The organism is Candidatus Pelagibacter sp. PS_11 (genome assembly GCF_059417975.1).
Map to the genome: position 1 here is coordinate 879,851 of NZ_CM182075.1, position 23,073 is coordinate 902,923.

Genomic DNA, 23,073 nt, shown 5'->3' on the forward strand with positions numbered 1-23,073 from the left:
AATTTATTTTAATTTAATATGATTAAACTTATATTAAGAAGTAAAGCAAAGAGACACCAAAGTAAATAAGGAATCATTAAATAATAACTATACAAGTTGACACGCTTAAATCTAATTATGAGAATAATTATCAATAAGATTAAAATTACTAATACAATCATAGCTAAAACTATTTTATGAAAAACAAAAAAAACTATACTCCAAGTTGTATTAAAAATTAAATGAATGAAATAAAGGTAAATAGTGTTCATGTCTCTATTTTTACTATGCCAAAATTTCCAGATAGCAATTGTCATAAAAAAATAGAGTGTTGTCCAAACTGGTGCAAAAATCCAATCTGGTGGATTAAATGAAGGTTTGATGATTAAAGAATACCAAGGATCTTTAAAACCTACAGTAGCTAAACCTCCTATTGCAGATGCAGAAAAAGTTACAAGAGCAAACAATAAAAAAGATAAGAATTTGTTTTTTAACATATTTCTATTATACAATAGAATATGGAAGATAAAAAAGTTATTTGGATAACGGGTGCAAGTAGTGGAATTGGTAAGGCTCTTGCAATCAAATTTGCAGAAAATGGGTGGGTGGTTGCTGCATCTGCAAGACGTGAAAATTTATTAAATGAACTTAAAAAAATTAATCAAAATATATTTCCTTTTCCCTTGGATGTTACTGAAGTCGATGCATGTAAATTAGTCGCAAAAGACATAATCAAACAATTTGATAATATTGATATCTGTGTGTTTGGTACTGGCATGCATGATCCAAAATCAGAGAAAAAATTTAATTTAGACAAGATAAGAGAAATAATGGAAGTTAATTATTTTGGAACCATGAATTCAATTAATTCAATCTATGATTATTTTTCTGAGAAAAAAAATGGCCAAATATCTATAATTTCTTCAGTTGCGGGCTATAGAGGATTACCTGCAGCTGGTGCATATTGTGCTTCAAAATCAGCACTTACCAGCTTTGCTGAAAGCTTAAACTTTGATATGAGAATGAAGAATGTGCGTGTTTCGTTAATCAGCCCCGGTTTCATAAAAACGCCTATGACTGATCAAAATGATTTTCCAATGCCCATGATCAAAACTCCAGAATTTGCTGCAGATGAAATTTATAAAGGATTAGTAATCAAAAAAAGTTTTGAAATACATTTCCCAAAAGCCTTTACCTATTTTTTAAAATTCCTTCAAATGCTACCTAGTAGTTTATATTTTAAACTAGTTGCTAGAGGTATGAAGAAGATTAATTATTAATTTTTTTTAAAGAAAACTGTCAATTCACCAACTTTAAATCCAAACTTTGTAAGTGTAGCTCGATTAATTGCAACATCTTCATCCTGTTTAAAAATCCAATCATCAAAAGAAACTTTAATATTCTTTCCTTTAAATGGGACCATTAAGTCGTACTCAAATTTAAAAGCTGATCCATATTGATAACCTTTAGCTGTACCCACGACATCGGGTGCCGTTCCTTCGTAATAATTTTGATCAATCTTTTTGATTTTCCATATACGATTTTGTTTTTCTCCGTCTGTCCAATAAAAATCTTCTTTAAGAGTTAAAATATCCCCCTCAAAACTACCTGTCATATCAGCTTTAAACTGTCTAGTAACTTTACCACTACGGTCTTGTAATAGACCCCATGCTATAACCGGACCATTAAAATATTGCTCTATAGTCATAGTTGGTTCAGTATTTTTAAAATCTGTCGGTTTCATAGAGTTATTGTTTATACAACTTGCTGTAAAGAATAAAGCAAATATTAACACTGTTAATCTAATTATCTTAAAGTTTATCATGTAGCTCCTATAGTTATTTATTTTGTAGTGAAAATTGAATTAAGTCTATGTTTTTTGATTTAAAACCGGCTTCACAATATGAAAGGTAAAATTCCCACATTTTTTTAAATTTTAAATCAAAGCCTTGTTTTTTAATTAAGTCCCATTTTTTATTAAATATTTCTCTCCAAATAATCAAAGTCTCGGAGTAATGATTGGCATATGAATTATACTCACCAAATTTTAATCCATTTTTATCAACATAGTTTTGTAATTCACTCTTTGAGGGTAAAAAACCACCTGGGAAAATATATTGTTGTATGAAATCTTTTTTATTTTTATATCTATTAAATAAACTATCATCGATAGTTATGGCTTGAATACCTACCGTACCCGAGGGTGTTAGATTATTTTTAATTGTATTAAAATAACTATCTAAATAGTTTTGACCTACAGCCTCAATCATTTCTATTGATGCAATATGATCATATTTATCCTTTAAATCTCTATAATCTTTAATTTGAATATTTACTTTTTCATTAAGTCCACATCGATGAATTCTCTCTTTAGCAAATTCATATTGTTTTTTGGAAATAGTAATACAATCTAATTTAACATCATAATTAGTACCTAAATACTCAGCAAAACCACCCCAACCACAACCAATTTCTAAAATTTTATTACCATTTGAGGGTCTTATAAGATCAATTAGTTTTTGATATTTATTGTTCTGAGCTTCAAAAAGTTCTTGTTTGGGGCTTTCAAATATAGCACTGGAATAAGTTAAAGTTTTATCAAGCCATAATGAAAAAAAGTCATTTCCTAAATCATAATGTTTGGCAATATTTTCTTTACTTCTATTTTTAGTATTTTTTATAATTTTATTTTTAATAAAATTGATAAAAGGCAAATCGAAGATTCCAGAAAATTTATAAATGGTTTTTATATTCTTTGCTGTTAACTCAATCAAATCAGAAAGATTATTTGTTATAAAAAGATCTTTCATATAAGACTCTCCCAAACCAATACTTCCACTTTTAATCAAATTATAATTTAGGCTTTCATCTTTAATTTCTAAAAAAACTTTTAAATTTTCATCAGGGTTGCCAAACTTTAAAACTTCACCATTTACTTTTTTAATTTCAAGAAAACCATGTTTAATATTTTTTAATGCACTAAACACAATCAAATCTGAAATTTTGTAAATTAACATTAGTTTTCGATAGTAATATTATTCTTAATATTTAATTTTTTTTTTATAAATTTAATTCCTTTTGTCCATAATTTAAATGCCTCATAATGTATCGCTATAATGATTTTGAATGTCATTAATGGATGTTTTAAATAAGATTTAAGTAGGTTTCTATTGGTCAATTCACTTTTAATACCATCTTGTGAAGCATATAATACTTTGCCAACTGGATCATTCAGATCAATTATTACAGATATTTTATTACCAGGTTTCAATAGTCTAAAAAAATAAATACAATTCATTTCTATAAATGGAGATACATGAAATTTCTTCTTACACATATGTTGAATCAGATTTTGGTCTTTTTCAGTTTTAAAAACATAAACATGTTGCTCGCCAAATGTGTTTTTTACTTCATATAATATAGATATTAGATCAAAATTTTTGTCGTAGACATAAAAAACACTTAATGGATTAAATACATATCCAAATATTCTTGGGTAACATAAAAGTTTAATATGAACATCGTTAGTATCAATATTATTTTTTCTAAGATTATCTAAAACCCATTCCTTAAGAGAGCTCCCATCTCTTGCTCCATGGTCTTTATCAAAGAAACTAATAATATTTAGTTTATTGTATGAAAATATCTTTAAAGTTTTGTGTAGTAAATCTATTTCCGATAAATCTATAAGAAGTGAAAATACATTGTAATTAAAACTATGAATTTTGGGCTTAAATCTTTTATGAATTACATTTCCTGTATAAATATAAGAATTTTTAATCATTAAGTGTTTTTAGCATATCGATAGAGGACTTTATTCCATCCTCGTGAAAACCATAACCAAAATAACTACCACAAAATAAAATATGTTTTTTATTTTGAATTTTATGCAGGTTACTTTGATTGGTTAATGCTTCTGTATCGTAATAAGGGTGAGTAAATGCTACTTTTTTAAATATCTTATCATTTGGAATTTCTTTAAATGGATTAATTGTTAAAAAAATATTTCTATCTATCTTTAAATTTTGTAACTGATTTATCCAATATGTTACAGCTGTCTTTTCATTATTATTTGAGTCCATTGAAGAATTCCAAGCACACCATGCTTTTTTATTTTTAGGCATAACACTTTCATCAAAATGTATTACAGCAGTGTTTGCTCTATATTTAAATTTTCTTAATATTGACTTCTCGTCTAGTGTTGGATTATCAATTATCTTTAATGCTTCGTCTGCGTGAGTTGCTATTACAACTTTATCATATTCAAAGAACTCATTTTCCTCCCCATAAAAAATTTTAGCACCTGAATCATTTCTAGTGATTTTATTTATATTGTAATTCTTAAAATGTTCTCCACTAACTTGGCCTATTATCTTATCGACATAAGTTTTGCTTCGATTTGTAACCGTAAACCATTGAGGTCTATCTTTAATTTTAAACAGTCCATGATTCTTGAAAAAGCTTAGAAAAAAAGATAATGGCATTTGTTTTGCTTCATATGGAGGCATCGACCATATAGCAGATACCATTGGTATAATATGATAATTAATAAAATATTCTGAAATTTTTATTTCTGTTAAATACTCCCCTAATGTTATTGAACTAATTTTTTTAATTTCTATTTTTTCACAGTTTTTATAAAAGCTTAAAATTTCAAAAAACATTTTTAAAAATTTTGGATTAAATAAATTTTTTTTATTAGAAAAAATTCCACCTAATCCTTTTCCACAATATTCTAATCCACTATTTTCTACAGTAACAGAAAATGACATATCACTTTTTTCAATCTCTATTTTATTTTCTAAAAAAAAATTAATTAAATTTGGATATGTTTGCTTATTAAAAACCATAAATCCAATATCTATTGGAATTTCTTTGTTAGGGTTGTAAGCAACCTTTATTGTGTTTGCGTGACCCCCAAATTGATTTTCTTTTTCAAATAAATCAACTTTATGTTTTTTAGATAGGTAATAAGCAGCACTTAATCCTGATATACCAGCACCTACTACAGCAATTTTCATCTTAGTAAATATCTAAGCAGCTGTGTCTTCGTACTCTTCCATAGATGGACATGTGCAAAACAAGTTTTTATCTCCATAAACATTATCTACTCTACCAACTGGAGGCCAATATTTATTTGTTCTTAAAAATTCTGAAGGATAAGCGGCCTCTTCTCTTTCATACTTATGATCCCACTTATTGGATGTTAATTCAACGTGAGTATGTGGCGCATTCTTCAATGGGTTGTCAGTCTTGTCATATTCACCAGACTGAATTTTATCTATTTCTTGTTTTATTTTTATAAGAGTAGAACAAAATTTATCAATTTCACTCAAACTTTCACTTTCTGTAGGTTCAATCATCATTGTACCAGCAACAGGCCAAGACATTGTTGGAGCATGATAGCCAAAATCAATCAATCGCTTTGCAATATCTTCTTCAGTGATTCCTGTTTCACTTTTTATCGTTCTAATATCAATGATACATTCATGAGCTACATTGCCACTTTTACCCTTATATAAAATTGGAAAAGAGTCTTTTAATTTATGGGCAATATAATTTGCATTTAGTATTGCAACTTGTGATGCTTTTCTTAGGCCTTCAGAACCCATCATCTTTATATACATCCATGAAATTGATAAGATACTTGAGCTACCCCAAGGAGCTGCAGATACCGCTCCCATTCCAGTCACTGGACCACAATCTTTTATCACAGAATGTTTTGGCAAAAATATTTCTAAATGTTTTTTACACGCTATTGGTCCCATACCAGGTCCACCACCACCATGAGGTATACAAAATGTTTTATGCAAATTTATATGACAAACATCTGGTCCAAAATTTCCTGGTTTAGCAATACCTACTAATGCATTTAAGTTAGCTCCATCCATGTAAACTTGCCCACCATGATTATGAATTAACTCACATATGTCAGTTATTTTCTCTTCAAATACACCATGTGTTGATGGATAAGTGACCATAAGGGCAGCTAAATTTTCTGAATGTTCTTCAGCTTTATTTTTTAAATCTTCATAGTCTACGTTTCCATATTGATCACATTTAACAACAACTACTTTCATACCAACCATTTGAGCACTAGCTGGGTTTGTGCCATGCGCTGAACTTGGAATTAAACAAACATTACGATTTGTTTCACCATTTTTTTCATGAAATTTACGTATTACCATTAGACCAGCAAACTCTCCTTGAGCACCAGCATTTGGTTGCAATGAAACTCCAGAAAATCCAGTAATTGATCTCAACCAGTTTTTTAAATCTGTAAATAATTCTCTATAACCATCCATTTGCTCTACAGGAGAAAAAGGATGTGGCTGTGAAAATTCTTTCCAGGTAACTGGTATCATTTCTGCAACTGCATTAAGTTTCATAGTGCACGAGCCTAAGGCAATCATAGATTTATTTAAAGCAATGTCAGAATCTTCTAATTTTTTTAAATATCTAAGCATTTCTGTTTCCGAATGATAACTATTAAAAACTGGATGATCTAAATAAGTTGAAGTTCTTAATAGGTTTTTTGGAATATTAGATAAACTTTCATTCATAGACTCTTTAATTGTTTCTGAACAATTAAAGATTTTTAGTAACTGATTTGCTCTATAAAGATTTTTTCTCTCATCAAAAGATACTGCTAACATTTCAGAATTCACTTTTCTGATGTTTACTCCTTGATCTAAAGCATTTTTGTATATCTTCTCTGTTTTATCTAGAGTTTTTATTGTAACCGTATCAAAAAATTCATTTGAATAAAGTTCATAACCAGATTGCTTTAATTTATCTGCAAAATTTTTAGTTAACTGAGAGACACTTTCTGCAATTTTTTTAATTCCTTGTGGACCATGATAGACGGCATAAGCTGCAGAAACTATTGCCAATAATGCTTGTGCAGTACAAATATTACTTGTGGCTTTGTCTCTTCTTATATGTTGCTCTCTTGTTTGAAGGGCAAGTCTATATGCTTTTTTCCCATGTCTATCTACTGACACACCTACTATTCTGCCTGGCATTGATCTTTTATATTCATCTTTTGTTGCAAAAAATGCTGCATGGGGACCACCATAACCCATTGGAATTCCGAAACGTTGTGAGCTACCGACGGCAATATCGGCACCTAACTCAGCAGGTGTTTTTAGTTTAGCGAGTGCTAACAAATCACATGCTAAAACTGCTTTTCCATTAAATTTATGTATTTTACTAATAGCCTCACTTGGGTCTTTAATATCTCCAAGAGTTCCTGGATATTGAATGATACCACATATAATATCTTCTTTAATATCTTTATCTTCGTCACCAACTATTATTTCTAGGCCTAAAGGTTCAGCTCTTGTTTTAATAACATCAATTGTTTGAGGATGACAATTTTTTGAAACAAAAACTTTTTTAGATTCAGACTTGGATATTCTATAACTCAATCCCATAGCTTCCGCTGCAGCTGTTCCTTCATCTAAAAGAGAGGCATTAGCGATATCCATTCCAGTAAAGTCAATTATCATTTGTTGAAAATTTAATAACATTTCTAATCTTCCTTGTGCTACTTCTGGCTGATAAGGAGTATAAGAAGTATACCATCCTGGATTTTCTAAAATATTTCTAAGTATTACATAGGGAGTATAAGTTCCATAATAACCCATTCCTATAAAGCTAGAATAAATCTTATTTTTTTTAGAAATATCTTTTAATTTTCTAAGTGCTTTATATTCAGAATTTGGATCACCAATATCTAAATCATCTTTAAGAAGAATTTTTTCTGGTACAGTATCTTTTATTAAATCATCAAGATTTTGGTATCCCAACTCTTTAAGCATAACATTTTGTTCATCAATAGATGGACCTATATGTCTTTGTATAAAATCTTTTTGAGCATTCTTTAACATTTAACTACCACTTTCTTTTGAAAATTTTTCGTATTCTTCTTTATTCATTAATGAATCCATTTCAGACTTATCAGTAATTTTTAATTTAAAAAACCATGCTTCATTTTCTGGATCAGAATTAACTTTTGCAGGATCGTCAACAATGGCTTGGTTATTTTCGATAATTTCTCCAGATACAGGAGTATAAATATCACTTGCAGCCTTTGTAGATTCTACAACTCCAGCATTGCCATCTTTAACTACAGAAGATCCTATTTCTGGTAACTCTACGAAAACAATATCTCCTAGCATTTCGGTTGCATGTTGTGTAATTCCTACAACAGCAGTGTCTCCATCTAGCTTTATCCACTCGTGTTCTTTAGAATATTTTACTTCACTCATTTACTAGCTCCTTTCACATAACTTTTTTTATAAAATGGCAAATTACTTATTATTGCCGGATATTTTTTTCCTCTCACTTCTAAAAAAACCTTAGTATCAATTTTAGAAAATGAATTTTCTACATAACCCATTGCAACTGGGGCCTGAACGCTTGGACCAAAAGTTCCACTTGTAATTTCCCCAATATTTTTATCATCCTCACTAAATATTGAAGTTTTTTCACGGGCTATAATTCTTCCTTCTGGCTTAATACCTACGCGGATTTTGCTTACTCCTTTCTCGATTTGAGATTTAATTTTTTCACATCCAATAAACCCACCCTCAAAAATTCTATTTTTTGATATCGCCCATTTTAAATTTGCTTCTACTGGGCTTTTATTAATATCCATGTCATGACCATACAAACAAAGTCCCGCCTCCAGTCTCAAGGTATCTCTGGCACCTAATCCAATTAAATTAGCCCCTTCATCTATGAGTTTTTGCACAAACACTTCTGCGTTCTCATTTTTGATCGATATCTCAAATCCATCTTCACCGGTATACCCTGATCTTGTGATATAAACATCTTCTTTAAGATAATTAAACGTATCACCATTCATAAATTTTAGATCTGATACTCCATTGATTATCTTTTCTAGTATTTGGACTGCTTTAGGACCTTGAATTGCTATAAGCGATAGCTCTTCACTTAAAATCATTTCATACTTATCTTCTAACAATTTAGTTAAAAGTTTAAAATCTGTATTCTTACAAGCAGCATTTAATACAATGTTAAAACCACCTTCAACTTTTGTGATAATTAAATCATCATAAATTCCTGCTTCATCATTCATTAAAAAACTATATTTGGATTGATTTAATTTAGCCTTACTCAATTCAGCTGGAAAAATTTTTTCAAGATCTTTTGCCAACTTATCATCTCCTTTAATGAATAACTGGCCCATATGGGACACATCAAAAATACCTGCATTTTCTCTTGTACTTTTGTGTTCCTCAATAATTCCTTTAGAATATTGAATTGGCATTTGATATCCAGCAAATGGAACAAACTTAGCTCCATGCTTTTGATGTAAACTGTAAAGTGCGGTTTTTAAAATATCCATATTAACTTACTATACCCATCTGTATGTTTGCCTGAGAGTTTTATTCCGTCGGCGAGAACTTAATCTCTTTCCAGAGTTAATATGTTACGGTCCTTTTGCCTGAGAGATTCCTGGGTGGTTGCTCCTTCGGCGCTACGATTGTTTGTAATCTCTCCCGTATATAAGAATAATCTACCAGATATGTAACAGAGTCAATTAATAATTTTTTCTTTTTTATTTGAAAAAAGTAGTGAGTAAAATTGCAATAATACAGCAAAAAGAATTACTCCTCCTCCAATTAAAGTAAATAAAGAAGGTCGTTCAGCTGCAAATAAAAAGGCCCACATTGGCCCCAACACAGATTCGGATAGCATGATTATACCAACCATTGCAGATGGTGTACTACGTGCACCCATAGTTATAAATATAAAACCAAATCCTACTTGGAAAAAACCTGCTGTAAAACCTAAAAATATATCATGTGAAGAAATCATAAGCTTCTCAGATAATAAAAATCCAATTAAGCATGAACTCACACCAGCTATAAATTGAGCTGGCACCATGTCAACTGTAGGAAATTTTCTAACAATTATAATTAAGACTGCAAATGTAATTGGCATGCTAAAAGCCGCTAAGTTTCCAGACATCTCTCCCGGTGATAAAGAATTACCTACCATTAATAGGACACCCGTAATTGCTAAAATAATTGAAGCTAAGGTAATAGATGAAATTGTTTCTTTTAAAAATAAATAACCAAATATTGCTAAAAAGAGTATTTGTGTCGAAATAATAAAATTAGTATTGGCAACAGTTGTATTATACATCGCAAAGACGTACCCACAAAAACCAAATGATAAAATAACTCCACCAATAAGTCCTGGTAAACCCGAATCGTAAAACGCTTTAAATAATTTTTTTTTATAAGTAATTATTAAAAAAAGTAAGACTGTAAGCGAAAAAAATAAAGATCTCCAAAATAATATTTGCCATAAGGTTGATCCTTCAAATGATTTAACAATCAAGCCTCCAAAACTTAAGCAGCAAGCTCCCATAAAAACTAATATAGGACCTGGAATTTTATTAATTACATTCATTTAAATATTTATTTGTATCTTCTGTGTATGCTTTAAATATATTCTGAGCTTCTTCAAGACTTACTTCCTTAAAATTTATAATAGTGCCTGGTGTTAATTGACCTACTCGATCTAAGTCTGCTGAAATAATAACACCTATTTTGGGATATCCACCTATAGTTCCGTGATCAGACAACATAACAATAGGGTTTCCATCAGCAGGTACTTGTATTACTCCTTTTACAAGACCTTCAGATTTTATATTAGAGCTAACAATGTTTTCTAACTTAGGACCACTTAGTCTAATACCCATTCTATCTGCTAATTTTGTAACTGAAAATTCTTTGTTAAAAAAATTATTTTGAGCCTCTGTTGAAAAATAATCAAAATTAGTACCCTTAATAACTCTAATTATATTATCTGGAACTTCTTTATAATTAATTTCTGTTTCTTCAATTTTTTTAAAATCAGAATTTTTTATAAAAATTTTATCTTTTATAGAATATTTTTTTCCATTATTTGGACCAACATTCGCCTTGGTATTTATAGAATAACTATTCCAAGTTTTGTTCAATTCTAAACCCCCACTAATTGATAAATATCCATAAGCAGTATTTTTTGTTGATATTAAATCAATTTGATCTTCGTCTTCTAAAATATAGTTTTTATAACAAACACCATTTTCAATGTTTGAATTTTTTCTAATTATCTTGAAAAGCACATCCCCAGTAACACTAAGATTAATTTTACCATTTTTTAATTTTAGAAGTGGACCCTGATAAGCAAATTCAATAACAGCTTCATCTAAATTATTACCAACTAACTTATTGCTTAGTTTATAATTTCTTTGATCAATTGCCCCACTTACAGTAATACCCACATAATACATGTGATTTCTTCCTCTATCCTGAATCGTTGTGTTAACTCCTGATCTTATAATTTCAAAATATGAACTACTCATTCCAGTCTAGATACTCCTCCTTAGAAATTTGATAAAAGATCACTTTATTGCCTGGTTTAATTAAGGTTGGATCTAATAAATTTGATTTATCAAAAACCTTTTTTGGTGTGTTGCCGATAATATTCCAGCCACCAGGGCTTTCAAAAGTGTAAATATTTGTAAATTGTTCGGTTATGGCAACAGAGCCTTTTGGAACTTTTACTCTTGGCGTTTCCAATCTATCGCATCTGATACCTTTATTAATATCTCCTAGAAAAGGCATACCAGCAATAAATCCTGTCATGTAGCAAAAATATTCTTTACCAAAATATAGTTCTAATATTTTATCTTTATCTATATTTAATTTTTTAGTTAGCCTCAAAAAATCTAGTCCATACTCATCATCACAACAAACTGGTATTCTAATTTTTTGATTATTATCTTTAATATCTCTACTAATAGTTAAACCTTCTATAAAATTTTTGATTTTTTTATAGTTGGTTATAGATAAATCAAAATTAATGATTAATTTATTATAAGAGGGTGTTAAATTAATTATTCCTTCAATTTTTTTATCTTTTATTAATTTTGATATATGGTGAAAATAATCTATGACATTTGCATTTATTTTTTCATTAACCTCTGATCCAAAATCACAATATACTGCCGCATCACCAAGATTTGATATATTTTTAACCATGCCATGTTATACTAGAGAGTAAAGAGTATGGAAATTAATATCAATTGTGATTTAGGAGAAAAATCTAAGTTTCATTCTATCGAGAATGATCCAGAATTACTCAATATTGTAAATTCTGCCAACATTGCATGTGGTTACCATGCAGGTGATGAACAAACAATGGAGATGGTTATTCAAATTTCAAAAAAAAATGGTGTTAGTTTGGGTGCCCATCCATCATTTAAAGATCCTGAAAACTTTGGAAGAAAAAGAATGAATTTAAGCTCCTTAGAAATAAAAAAACTAATTTTTGACCAATATGAAATATTACAAAAAATTGCTCAAAAATATAATGAAAATGTTACTCATATTAAACCCCATGGGGCTCTTAATAACATGGCTTGTGAAGACCTGGAATTAGCTACAACTCTAGCAGTGGCAATAAAAGAGCTTAATAAGGATATTATTTATCTGGTACCAACGGGTTCGCAAATGGAAGTTGCTGCTAAGAAAAATGGTTTGAAAATAGCTTGTGAAATTTTTGCAGATAGAAATTATGAAGATAATGGAAATTTAATTTCTAGAAGTAAACCAAACGCTTTAATCACTGACCCTGAATTAGCAAAAAACCATGTGTTGCGCATGGTTAAAAATCAGGCAATAAATTGTCTCAGTGGTAAACAGATACCTTGTGAGATTGACTCGGTTTGTATACATGGTGATAATGAAAGCTCATTGGCAACTGCAAAATCTATCAGAGATAATTTAGTTGATAATGGCTTAGAACTAAAACCTTTAAATAAAATGGATAAATTTAATTAAAATATGAAAAAACTTATTTATACTTTACTAATAATTATAGCACTCACTAATAATTTATTTGCAGCAGGAAGTAGCAGTGATAGCGATTCTACTCCTAAAGCTTCAGACTACACAAAAGCAAAAAATTTGATTAACTCAGCTAAGAAATATGAAAAAAAAGGAAAAACTGACAAAGCACAAGAAAGATATGCTAAAGCACAAAAGCTTCTTTTAAAATCTAATGATGAAAAACCACTACAGGCAGATACTTTAAATTATTTAGGTTTTACTACTAGAAAACTTGGAGATTTTGAAGGAGGTGAAAAATTTTACTTACAAGGCCTAGAAATTGAACCTAATCATAATGGAATAAATGAGTACCTTGGTGAGCTTTATGTGGTTACAAACCGAATAGATATGGCTAAAGAAAGGTTAGAAGTTTTAAAATCTTGTAATTGTGAAGAATATGAGGAACTAAAAGAAATTATCGACGGATCAAAGAAGTCTAAATATTAAAACATTGAATTAAAATAATTATTTAATATTATAAAAAAATCTTGATCGAAGAATTCATAATTTTAACTCAAATCATATTTATAGATATCATCTTAGCAGCTGATAATGCTATTATTATTGGATTGATTGCTGCTAACTTTGTACCAAAAAATAGAAAGCAAATAATTCTCTGGGGTGTTGCTGGAGCTTTAGTTTTTAAAATTATTTTTGCTCTTTTTGCTACTTACTTATTTGAATTTTATTATATTAAAATTTTAGGTGGACTACTTCTAATTTGGATTGTTAATGATTTAAGAAAAGATTTAGTTGAAATGAAGAATAAGATTAAATCACCAGTAAAAAAATCAACAGAACCTTCATTTGTAAAAAGTATTTATAAAGTTTTATTTGCAGATATTACAATAAGTTTTGATAACGTTATTGGGGTAGTTGGTGCTGCAAAAGGTCATTTTGGCTTCATGATATTTGGTCTTGTTTTATCTGTAGTATTAACTGGAGCATTAGCTACTTATTTAGCTAATTATATTCAAAAAAACTTATGGATAGCCTATGTAGGGCTTGGTTTTATTTTAATAGTAGCACTTCAGTTAATTATTGGTGGATTAAATGATTATGGTGTCTTATCGATTAATGAAACTTTTAAACAATATTTCTAATTAACTTCAAAAATTTTTCCAAACCCAACAACCGGATCTTTATTTCCAATTAAGTTTAAAGTATCCCAAATTAATGTTTGATTACTTGATAAAACTATCTTGTTCAATTTTTTTTCAAGTTGATCTATTATTGATAAGACTGGCAATGCAGTGCAAGACACAAATAATGCATCACTATCTTCTAGATCTATTTTGGATAAAACTTCAAATAAATAGTCTTCATCAACTTTTCCAATATCTAAATCAGATGCAATATCAAAATAAGTTAAAGAATTAACACATACGTTTTCTTTTTCAAAGTAACTAACTACAGAGTCGTTTATTGTCTTTGTATAAGGTGTAAAGATAGAGATTTTATTAATACCCATTACATTTAAAGCTTTAATTGCAGAAGTTATAGGAGTTGTCACTTTTGCTTCAGGCTTAGCTAAATTTACTTTATCTTTTATCACATCATACCCAGCAGCAACTGTCCCTGACGTACAACCATATGCAACACAATCTATTTTTTGATCTGGTAAAATATCTTTCGTAACATCGGTAATGTCATCAGCCATTTTAGCTAATGTTTCATTGGTTAGAGGGTTATAACAATGAATCCGGTTAACATAGAGATCTATATCTCTTCCATAGATCACGTTATTAAAATCCTTTTCAATTCTAAAATCACTACCCAGCGTTATAAGACCAATTCTTGGGTTCGATTTTGAAATGTATTTTGGCTCAACCTTGTTTAATTTCATAAATTATCTGTAATATTTGGATTAAATATATATTGAATAAAGAGTCTAGTTAAAATAAAGTTTCGAAAAAAGCGTACATAACTCGTCGTTACTAAAGTTTAAACACTAAAGAATACGAAAGTGGGATCAGTCGTCTTTAAATTTAACTATTTAAGGGGGTTTGAATGAAATTTGGATATTTTTGTAACACTACTAACTGGAACCATAAACCATACGATCAATTATTAAATGAAACCCAAGAAATCACTACTTACTGTGATGAAAATAATTGGGACTCTATTTGGTATACCGAACATCACTTTAATCATGAAGGAATGGAATCTTGTACAAATCCTTTAATGATGGGTGTGGATGCAGCCGCAAGAACTAAACAAATTAGAATTGGTCAAGCTTGCAATGTAATTACATTTCATAACCCTATCCGTCTTGCAGAAGACATTGCTTTACTAGACCAGTTGTCAGGTGGAAGAGTTGATGTTGGTATTGGTAGAGGAATATATGGAAGAGAAGCTATCAACATGAACAAAGAGGCTGATTTAAAAGATCAGGCAAAAAATTTTAGATTGTTTGATGAGTCATTAACCATAATGAAAAAAGCATGGACTGAAAAATTTTTTAGTCACCAAGGTGAATTTTATAACTACCCTACACCTGGATTTAATTGGCAACATGACATGAGTCCACCTAGTGAAGAATTTCTTGATACAAAAACTAATGAAATAAAAAAAATTAGTATAGTACCAAAACCAAAACAACTACCTCATCCACCTATATGGCAGGTTGTTGATGGTGCAAGATCAATTGAATGGGCAGCGCAAAATGGATTGAACACCATAATGTGGATACCAACTGTAAAAGCTTTAAAAACTAGATTTGAAATTTATAGAGATGCAAAATCAAAAACTGAAAATAGAGAAGTACCGCTTGGAGAAGGTATATCTTTAGTTAGAGATATGTTTGTTGCAGAAACTATGGAAGAAGCTGAAAAATTAGCTGGCGAACATATTATTAATTACATGAAGTGGGTTTGTCATTGGAGAGGTTTGGGTAATCATATGGATCCAGGAGAAGAATTGCCAGAAACAAAACATAAATTAGATTTGCTAAATTATGACTTTCTACATAAAAGAAATTTATTATTTGGAACACCGGAGTATGTTGTTAATAAAATAAATGAATTAAAGTCTGAATTAAATTTACAAAACCTTCAAGTTTGGTCTAATTTTCCTGGAATAGATCATGAAGCTTGCATGAGAAGTATAAAGTTGTTTAATGATGAGGTTATACCAAAGATTAATTTAGACAATTCAAGTATAGAAAAGGCAAGTTAATGAAATTAGAGCTTAGAAAGTTTACAAAATTTGTAGATAAGACTTTTATTGAAGGCGGTAAAGAAGCTAAAGAACCAGTTTTAATGGTTTCTGTTGCTGCCGTATTTAAAAATCCATGGAGTGGAAAAGGTTTTGTCGATGATCTTAAACCAATCATTTTAGATTTAGCACCTAAGTTAGGTGATATTTTAGTTCCAGAGCTTATAAAAGAGATTGGCTCACCTGAAAAAATTTTAGCATACGGAAAAGCTGGTACGGTCGGGCTTGATGGTGAAATTGAGCATGCATCCGCATTTATTCATACATTAAGATTTGGTAATAAATTTAGAGATGCTGTTGGGGGGACATCTTATTTGAGTTTTACCAATACCAGAGGTCCAGCTGGATCAAAAATATCTATTCCAATGATGCATAAAACAGATTCAGGTCTAAGGCCTTATTATTTAACTCATGAATTCACAATTCATGATGCTCCTTTTGATGATGAAATTGTTATAGCAATTGGTGGAGCCTCCACAGGTAGAGCTCATGCTAGAACGGGCGATCGTTATCAAGACATGAAAGAAATGGGAATAGATCCCAAATAAATTAATGTTTCAAAATTTTGATCCAAATCAAAATTATTATTCATTTAATGATAAAGATACAATTCCTGTAGTTTTTATTCATGGAGTTGGACTTGATCAGCGGATGTGGGAACCCCAAATTGAAGCTTTCAAAGAACATTCAATAATTACATATGATTTATTGGGGCATGGAAAAACTATTCTTAATAAAGAAGATGTAACATTAGATGATTTTTCAAACCAACTAAAATCGATATTAGAATATTTAAAAGTGGATAAGATTAATCTTGTCGGTTTTTCTTTAGGCTCTTTAATTGCGCTAAATTTTGCCTCTAAATTTCAAGACAAATTAAACAGCCTTGTTGTAATGGGTACAACATATAAAAGAACATCAGAACAAAGGTCTTTGGTTATAGAAAGATTTGAACAGGCTAAATTAAACAAACCTATTTCAAAACAAGCCCTAAAAAGATGGTTTACTGATCAATACTTAAATGACCATCCAGAAACTTATAATCAATTTATAAAAATTTTGACAAAAAATAAAAAAGATCATTTAAACTTTTTAAAAGCTTACAAGTTATTTGCTTATCATGAGGATAATAAAGATATAATTAAAAATATTAAAACTAGGACCCTTGTGATGACAGGTTCAAATGACTCAGGATCTACTATCGAGATGTCAAAATCCTTATCTAATGATTTAATAAACTCAAGTTTTATTGAGATAAATAATGGAAAACATCTTTGTAGTATAGAGTGCGCAGATGATGTTAATATCAATCTTAAAAATTTTATTAATAGATAAATGACAAAAATTCAAAACTTTAAAATGTATATAAATGGACTGTGGGTTAATTCAGTTTCTGGAAAAACAATAGAAACTGTAAACCCAGAAAACAACGAAGTTTGGGCAACTGTCCCTGAAGCTAACGAGAAAGATGTAGATAAAGCAGTTAAGGCCGCACAAAATGCTTTTGAAAAATCTTGGTCAAATTTACACCCAAGAGAAAGAGCTAAATACTTAAGATCTCTTGCAGATCAATTAAGACAAAATGCTGAGCATCTTGGTACAATAGAAACAATTGATACAGGAAAAATTTTTAGAGAAACAAAAACACAAGCTAACTATATTGCTGAATATTATGATTATTTTGCAGGACTAGCCGATAAAGTTGAAGGAACAGTTGTCCCAATTGATAAACCAGACATGCAAGTAACAACTACTAGAATACCTATTGGTGTTGTTGCTGCAATAATTCCTTGGAACTCCCAAATGTTATTAACTGCAGTAAAACTAGCACCCGCATTAGCAATGGGTAATACAGTTGTAATAAAAGCTTCTGAACTAGCTCCTGTAACATTATTAGAGTTTGCAAAACTAGTTGAAAAATCAGGTATACCCAAAGGTGTTGTAAATATAATTACTGGTCTAGGTGAGCCTTGTGGTAAAGCTCTAACCACACATGACCTTGTAGAAAGAATTGCTTTTACAGGTGGTCCTGAAACTGCAAAACATATTGTTAAAAATTCTGCAGAAAATTTATCGCAAGTAAGCTTAGAACTTGGGGGAAAAAGTCCTGTTGTCGTATTCGATGATGCCGAGCAAGAGAACGCACTAAATGGAATTACTGCTGGTATCTTTGGTGCAAGTGGTCAAAGCTGTATTGCAGGATCACGACTTTATATTCAATCTAAAATTTATGATGACTTTTTAAATAAGCTAATAGCTAAAGCAGAAAAAATAAAATTAGGAGCTCCTATGGATAAAGAAACTCAAATGGGACCTTTAAATAGTTACAAACAACTAGAAAATATAGAAAAAAATATCAAAGCAACAGTTGAGCAAGGTGGGAAAATTAGATGCGGTGGAAAAAGGTCTAATATATCTAGTAAAGCTTATTATTTTCCAGCTACAATTATTGAGTGTGAAAATCATAATTTGCCTACAGCAGAAAATGAATTATTTGGTCCAGTTTTATCTGTTATGAAATTTGAAACAGAAGAGGATGTGATTAAATTAATGAATGATAATAAATATGGCTTATCTTCTGGAGTTTATACCTCTAACTTTGGGAGGGGCTTGAGAGTATCAAAAGCAATTAGAGCTGGAATTACTTTTGTAAATACTTATAGACTAATTTCACCCATGGCTCCGTTTGGAGGAATTAAAGATAGTGGATATGGAAAAGAAGCAGGAATTGAGTCAATTAAAGAATACACAAGAATAAAAACCACATGGTTAAATTCATCGGATAAACCAATGACTGATCCATTTACAATGGGTTAATTTTTTGACTGTCAGACATTATTTTTTAGTTTTATTTATCATGTTTCTTTTTGGAAGTTCTTATCCAATTAATAAACTTGCATTAAATACATCTCTCACTCCTGTATTGGCAGCCTCATTGAGAATGTTTATACTTTTTGTTTGCCTTGTTCCTTTTTGTAAATTTAAAATCCCAAACAAAAAATACTATCTGCCTTTAGCAGGTTTTTCCTTATCAATGGGCTTTGGTGTTTTTATCTTTTTAAATTTATCTCTACAAAAAGCAACTATGGTTGCTCCTATAATTATTGGAGCTCAACTGGCAATACCTTTTGCAGTTCTTGCAAGCTCTTTTTTTTTAGGTGAAAAAGTAACTCCTAAAATGTGGGGATTAATATTTATTTCTTTTTTTGGAATTTTTTTAATTGGTTATGATCCAAATTTAAAAAGTGAAATTTTTGCAATTTTTCTTTGTGCAATTTCTGCTTTTTTCTATGGTGTGGCGAATGTGTTTTCTAGATATATTAAAGATATAGACGTGAAATTAACAAACACAGTTATGGGCTTTACTGGTTTTATACTACTTTTTCTTTTTTCTATTTTTTTTGAAGGAAACACAGTTTATCAATTACTAAATATTGATTTTTATACTTGGCTTTTATTACTCCATAATGGGGTGATGGTTTCTGTAATTGCACACACCTCATTATTTTATTTATATAAATTTTATTCAGTAAACAAAATTATGCCCTTTTATTCTTTATTTCCTGTATTTGGCCTAATCCTAACGTTCTTTATATTTGGAGAAATTCCAACTCTACTTAGTACGATTGGCGGTTTAATTATAATATTTTCCGTATATAGGCTTCAAAAAATTAGATAATTCTTCTATTGAAAATTCATTTAAATAGTCTTTAATTTGATTTTTATAAATTGTTAACAATCAAAGAGGAAAATAATGAAAAAACTATTTATTGCTGCTTTTATATTCGTTTCTACTTTTACAACGAATACATTCGCAGAAGTTAAAATGGGGATCATTTTAGGATTTACTGGACCTATTGAATCTCTAACACCAGCTATGGCTGCATCTGCAGAGCTTGCATTTAAAGAAGCTTCTGACTCAGGTTCACTATTAGGTGGAGAAACTATTTCAGTAGTAAGAGCAGATTCAACTTGTGTTGATTCAGCAGCAGCAACAGCAGCAGCAGAAGGTGTTATTGCACAAGGTGTTGCAGCAATTATGGGTGCTGACTGTTCAGGTGTAACTGGTGCTATCGCATCTAATGTTGCTGTACCAAATGGTGTAGTAATGATTTCACCTTCAGCAACTTCTCCAGGACTTACAGCTTTAGATGATAAAGGCTTCTTTTTTAGAACAGCCCCATCTGATGCTAGAGGTGGTCAGATTTTAGCTGATATTACTAAAGACAGAAAAATCAAAAGTGTAGCAATTACTTACACTAACAATGACTATGGAAAAGGTTTGGCTGATGTTTATGAAGCGGCTGTAAAAGCTCATGGTATTAAAGTAACAACTGTATCTGCACACGAAGATGGTAAAGCAGATTACTCATCTGAAGTAGCAACTTTAGCTTCAGCAGGTGGTGATGCCGTAGCAGTAATTGGTTACCTAGACCAAGGTGGAAAAGGAATTATTCAAGGTTCTTTAGACTCTGGCGCATTTGATAAATTTATTTTATCTGATGGTATGATCGGTGACTCGTTAACTGAAGCTTTTGGAAAAGATTTAAATAAATCTTTTGGTTCAATACCTGGTTCAATGAATAAAAAAACAGCAGGTACTTTTGCCTCTGTTGCTAAAGCAGCAGGAATTGATTCTTCTGGACCATACACTGGTGAATCTTATGATGCAGCAGCTTTAATCGTTCTTGCGATGCAAGCAGGTGGATCAGCAGATAGAGCTTCTATTGCAAAAAATGTAATGGATGTTGCTAATGCCCCTGGTACTAAGATTTATCCAGGTGAACTTAAAAAAGGTTTAGACTTGCTAGCTAAAGGTAAAAAAGTTGACTACGAAGGTGCAACTGGTGTTACTTTTACTAACGTAGGTGAAGCTGAAGGTTCTTTCTTAGAAAAAGAAATCAAAGGCGGAAAATTCAAAAATAAAAAACAAAGATAATTAAAATCTTAGTTTTAAAACCCTCAGCAGTGAAAATTGCTGGGGGTTTTTTTTATTTAAAAATTACTAAAAATCCTAAAAAGACCAAATATCGAAATTAATATAAGAAAATAAAAAACAACTTTTCTATAAGTTTCCTCTTTGCTTTTAACGAAAAATTTATCGCCAATATAAACACCTATTGGTAAAATAATAATCAGTGGAATAGTCCTATAAATAGTTGTCAGATCTACAATTCCTGCAAAAAAACTAAGAGTAAATGCATAAATATCTGTTAAAAAGAATAAGGCAGCTAATGAACCTCTAATTACTGCTGGTTGAATACTTGTAACTAATAAAAAAAGTGCCACAGGCATTCCACCTAATGTGGTTAATCCATTTAATGTTCCAGAAACTATTCCAGTAATAAGTTTTCCATAATTATTATTAATTTTTTTATTCTCATATCCTTTCATTAATAAAAATGAAAAAAAAATAACTAATGCACAAACTGACAGGTGCGTTGTATCTGGAGATAAATATTTTAATAAATAAAGCCCAATAGGTGACCCAATGATTATTCCTATCAATAATTTTAAAACAAAATGCCAGTCTATTTTGTTCCATATATATGGAACCATAAAAATACTAATAATAACCTCAAGTATTAGAATAATTGGGACTATCTCTATTGCTGGAAGAATAAAAGAAAAGCCAGAAATACATGTTGCAGAAAAGCCAAAGCCATTAAAGCCTCTTATAATAGATGCAATAAATACGGTAAATACTACAAAATAGATTTCGATTAAACTCAGTTGAAGATTAGATAAAAAATCCACTCTATTTTCTTTCTTTAAAGTCTGCTCTTAATGTTGATAAAACAATTATTACTAAAAATATTAAACAAACTAAATTCATTGTTTTCCAACTTGTTAAGGTTAAAAAAACTCCAGCTGATAAACTTGCTACTGCCTGAATAGAATAAACAATTAAATCATTAAAGCCCTGTGCTTTAAATTTTTCATCCTCTCTATAAGATAAAACTAGCAAACTTGTTCCAGATATAAATAAAAAGTTCCAACCAAATCCTAAAAATATTAATGCAATTAAATAATTAATAAAATTTTGCTCAAATAAACTTGTCAAAATAGTTATAAAAAATAAAAAAACACCAGCATACATAATTTTACTATGTCCAAATTTTTTTATCAAATTACCTGTTATCAATGAAGGTAAAAACATAGCTGCAATATGAAATTGAATTACAAAACCTGTTTTAGTTAAACTTATTTTTTCCATCACATGCATACTTATTGGTGTAGCTGTCATTAAAAATGACATCACTGCATAAGCAAATGCCGAAGCGACTAATGCTTGTAAAAATCTTGGTTGAGAAATTAATTCCAAATAACTACGTTTGATTTTCTTGTTAACATGATTGGGTTTATGTCCGTCTTCATAAAATAATAGAAAAATTGTTGAAGTAAGAGTTAAAGCAGCAAGTGCAATATAAGATCCAGCATATAAATGTTCGGCTATAAAACTTTTTGTTATATTAGCAACATTTGGTCCTATAAACGCTGAACCTATTCCTGCTAATAATATTATTGAAATAGCTTTTGGTGCCATATCTTTTTTAACAGTCTCAACTGCTGCAAAACGATATTGATGACTAAAGGCTACTCCTGCACCAAGTAAAAAACATGAAAAATTAAAAAGAATAAAACTTTCAATAATTATTGAGTAAGCCGCTAGAACAGATGATAAAGAACTCACTACAGAAGCAAACATGAAGCCTGCTCTTCGACCAGTTATGCTCATAACCTTTGCTGCAAAGATTGCAAAAATTGCAATACCCACAATTGATAAAGCCATCGGTAAAGTTGCTAAAGATTTTACTGGACTAAATTGAGAGCCAATTATTCCACTTAAGAAAACTGTTACAGGTGCTGCTGTAAAAGCAAAAATTTGGCTTAAAATCAGCAACCATAAATTTTTATTCATTAAAAAAAATATTTATCACCAATGTACATAGCCCAAGCT

At 30.2% G+C, this 23,073-nt stretch carries 24 protein-coding genes and 1 riboswitch; of the genes, 10 read left to right on the forward strand and 14 right to left on the reverse strand.

Going from position 1 to position 23,073, the window contains the following annotated elements; all coding sequences use genetic code 11:
- Positions 1 to 8: 8 nt before the first annotated feature.
- The gene (locus tag AC5SLT_RS04670) at positions 9 to 476 is read right to left on the reverse strand and encodes a TspO/MBR family protein (RefSeq protein WP_271766732.1); all 468 of its coding nucleotides are present in this window, start codon (positions 474 to 476) and stop codon (positions 9 to 11) included.
- 21 nt (positions 477 to 497) lie between these two features.
- Here AC5SLT_RS04670 and AC5SLT_RS04675 point away from each other — a divergent pair, with 21 nt between their 5' ends.
- Positions 498 to 1,259, forward strand: a complete 762-nt coding sequence (locus AC5SLT_RS04675) for an SDR family NAD(P)-dependent oxidoreductase (RefSeq protein ID WP_494591376.1) — start codon at positions 498 to 500, stop codon at positions 1,257 to 1,259.
- On the opposite strand, the gene AC5SLT_RS04680 is transcribed toward AC5SLT_RS04675, so the two are convergent.
- The 10 genes from AC5SLT_RS04680 to AC5SLT_RS04725 all read right to left on the reverse strand — a co-directional run bounded on the left by AC5SLT_RS04680 (position 1,256) and on the right by AC5SLT_RS04725 (position 12,047).
- On the reverse strand, positions 1,256 to 1,804 hold the full coding sequence (locus AC5SLT_RS04680) for a DUF3833 domain-containing protein (protein ID WP_494591378.1): 549 nt from the start codon (positions 1,802 to 1,804) through the stop codon (positions 1,256 to 1,258). The genes AC5SLT_RS04675 and AC5SLT_RS04680 overlap by 4 nt on opposite strands.
- Positions 1,805 to 1,817: 13 nt before the next feature.
- Complete coding sequence (locus AC5SLT_RS04685; protein ID WP_494591380.1) at positions 1,818 to 2,996, reverse strand: class I SAM-dependent methyltransferase; 1,179 nt, start codon at positions 2,994 to 2,996, stop codon at positions 1,818 to 1,820.
- Positions 2,996 to 3,763 carry a DUF1365 domain-containing protein gene (locus tag AC5SLT_RS04690; protein ID WP_018413931.1) on the reverse strand — a complete coding sequence of 256 codons (768 nt, stop codon included), beginning with the start codon at positions 3,761 to 3,763 and terminating at the stop codon, positions 2,996 to 2,998. Before AC5SLT_RS04690 ends, AC5SLT_RS04685 begins: the two co-directional genes overlap by 1 nt.
- Positions 3,756 to 5,000 (reverse strand): NAD(P)/FAD-dependent oxidoreductase, encoded by a 1,245-nt coding sequence (locus tag AC5SLT_RS04695; protein WP_494591382.1) that lies wholly within the window; start codon positions 4,998 to 5,000, stop codon positions 3,756 to 3,758. The genes AC5SLT_RS04690 and AC5SLT_RS04695 overlap by 8 nt, the downstream gene beginning before the upstream one ends.
- Before the next feature lie 12 nt (positions 5,001 to 5,012).
- Entirely contained in the window at positions 5,013 to 7,871 is a 2,859-nt protein-coding gene (gene gcvP / locus AC5SLT_RS04700; RefSeq protein ID WP_006997243.1) for an aminomethyl-transferring glycine dehydrogenase, read from the reverse strand.
- Positions 7,872 to 8,252 (reverse strand): glycine cleavage system protein GcvH, encoded by a 381-nt coding sequence (gcvH, locus tag AC5SLT_RS04705; protein WP_006997244.1) that lies wholly within the window; start codon positions 8,250 to 8,252, stop codon positions 7,872 to 7,874.
- Positions 8,249 to 9,355, reverse strand: a complete 1,107-nt coding sequence (gene gcvT / locus AC5SLT_RS04710) for a glycine cleavage system aminomethyltransferase GcvT (RefSeq protein ID WP_494591384.1) — start codon at positions 9,353 to 9,355, stop codon at positions 8,249 to 8,251. The genes gcvH and gcvT overlap by 4 nt, the downstream gene beginning before the upstream one ends.
- 77 nt (positions 9,356 to 9,432) lie before the next feature.
- Positions 9,433 to 9,522: riboswitch (glycine riboswitch) on the reverse strand.
- Positions 9,523 to 9,546: 24 nt separating this feature from the next.
- Entirely contained in the window at positions 9,547 to 10,428 is an 882-nt protein-coding gene (locus AC5SLT_RS04715) for a DMT family transporter (RefSeq protein ID WP_494591386.1), read from the reverse strand.
- The gene (locus AC5SLT_RS04720; RefSeq protein WP_494591387.1) at positions 10,415 to 11,368 is read right to left on the reverse strand and encodes a 5-oxoprolinase subunit C family protein; all 954 of its coding nucleotides are present in this window, start codon (positions 11,366 to 11,368) and stop codon (positions 10,415 to 10,417) included. Before AC5SLT_RS04720 ends, AC5SLT_RS04715 begins: the two co-directional genes overlap by 14 nt.
- Positions 11,361 to 12,047, reverse strand: coding sequence for a 5-oxoprolinase subunit B family protein (locus AC5SLT_RS04725; RefSeq protein ID WP_006997248.1), 687 nt, complete (start codon positions 12,045 to 12,047; stop codon positions 11,361 to 11,363). The genes AC5SLT_RS04720 and AC5SLT_RS04725 overlap by 8 nt, the downstream gene beginning before the upstream one ends.
- A 27-nt stretch (positions 12,048 to 12,074) precedes the next feature.
- Between AC5SLT_RS04725 and AC5SLT_RS04730 the strand changes: the two genes are divergently transcribed.
- From AC5SLT_RS04730 to AC5SLT_RS04740, 3 genes are read left to right on the forward strand one after another with little or no spacing between them, the layout of a single operon-like run.
- Entirely contained in the window at positions 12,075 to 12,848 is a 774-nt protein-coding gene (locus AC5SLT_RS04730) for a 5-oxoprolinase subunit PxpA (RefSeq protein WP_494591389.1), read from the forward strand.
- Between the two features lie 3 nt (positions 12,849 to 12,851).
- A complete protein-coding gene (locus AC5SLT_RS04735) occupies positions 12,852 to 13,343 on the forward strand; it encodes a tetratricopeptide repeat protein (RefSeq protein ID WP_494591391.1) in 492 nt (163 codons plus the stop codon).
- A 41-nt stretch (positions 13,344 to 13,384) separates the two neighbouring features.
- Positions 13,385 to 13,999, forward strand: coding sequence for a YjbE family putative metal transport protein (locus AC5SLT_RS04740; protein ID WP_006997251.1), 615 nt, complete (start codon positions 13,385 to 13,387; stop codon positions 13,997 to 13,999).
- Here AC5SLT_RS04740 and AC5SLT_RS04745 read toward each other — a convergent pair.
- On the reverse strand, positions 13,996 to 14,742 hold the full coding sequence (locus tag AC5SLT_RS04745) for a maleate cis-trans isomerase family protein (RefSeq protein ID WP_494576443.1): 747 nt from the start codon (positions 14,740 to 14,742) through the stop codon (positions 13,996 to 13,998). The two genes, AC5SLT_RS04740 and AC5SLT_RS04745, sit on opposite strands and share 4 nt — an antisense overlap.
- 164 nt (positions 14,743 to 14,906) lie before the next feature.
- On the opposite strand from AC5SLT_RS04745, the gene AC5SLT_RS04750 reads away from it, so the two are divergent.
- From AC5SLT_RS04750 to AC5SLT_RS04775, 6 genes are all read left to right on the forward strand, one after another.
- Entirely contained in the window at positions 14,907 to 16,073 is a 1,167-nt protein-coding gene (locus AC5SLT_RS04750; RefSeq protein WP_494591393.1) for an LLM class flavin-dependent oxidoreductase, read from the forward strand.
- The gene (locus AC5SLT_RS04755) at positions 16,073 to 16,660 is read left to right on the forward strand and encodes an amino acid synthesis family protein (RefSeq protein ID WP_494591395.1); all 588 of its coding nucleotides are present in this window, start codon (positions 16,073 to 16,075) and stop codon (positions 16,658 to 16,660) included. The genes AC5SLT_RS04750 and AC5SLT_RS04755 overlap by 1 nt, the downstream gene beginning before the upstream one ends.
- Positions 16,661 to 16,664: 4 nt before the next feature.
- On the forward strand, positions 16,665 to 17,447 hold the full coding sequence (locus AC5SLT_RS04760) for an alpha/beta fold hydrolase (protein WP_494591396.1): 783 nt from the start codon (positions 16,665 to 16,667) through the stop codon (positions 17,445 to 17,447).
- Complete coding sequence (locus AC5SLT_RS04765; protein ID WP_494591398.1) at positions 17,448 to 18,929, forward strand: aldehyde dehydrogenase; 1,482 nt, start codon at positions 17,448 to 17,450, stop codon at positions 18,927 to 18,929. It begins immediately after the preceding gene.
- Between the two features lie 4 nt (positions 18,930 to 18,933).
- A complete protein-coding gene (locus AC5SLT_RS04770; protein WP_494591400.1) occupies positions 18,934 to 19,791 on the forward strand; it encodes a DMT family transporter in 858 nt (285 codons plus the stop codon).
- Positions 19,792 to 19,866: 75 nt separating this feature from the next.
- Positions 19,867 to 21,051: an ABC transporter substrate-binding protein gene (locus AC5SLT_RS04775; protein WP_006997938.1), complete on the forward strand. Its 1,185-nt coding sequence runs from the start codon at positions 19,867 to 19,869 to the stop codon at positions 21,049 to 21,051.
- A gap of 56 nt (positions 21,052 to 21,107) precedes the next feature.
- On the opposite strand, the gene AC5SLT_RS04780 is transcribed toward AC5SLT_RS04775, so the two are convergent.
- A complete protein-coding gene (locus tag AC5SLT_RS04780) occupies positions 21,108 to 21,869 on the reverse strand; it encodes a sulfite exporter TauE/SafE family protein (RefSeq protein WP_494591402.1) in 762 nt (253 codons plus the stop codon).
- Between the two features lies 1 nt (position 21,870).
- Complete coding sequence (locus AC5SLT_RS04785; RefSeq protein WP_494591404.1) at positions 21,871 to 23,034, reverse strand: MFS transporter; 1,164 nt, start codon at positions 23,032 to 23,034, stop codon at positions 21,871 to 21,873.
- Positions 23,035 to 23,073 lie beyond the last annotated feature (39 nt).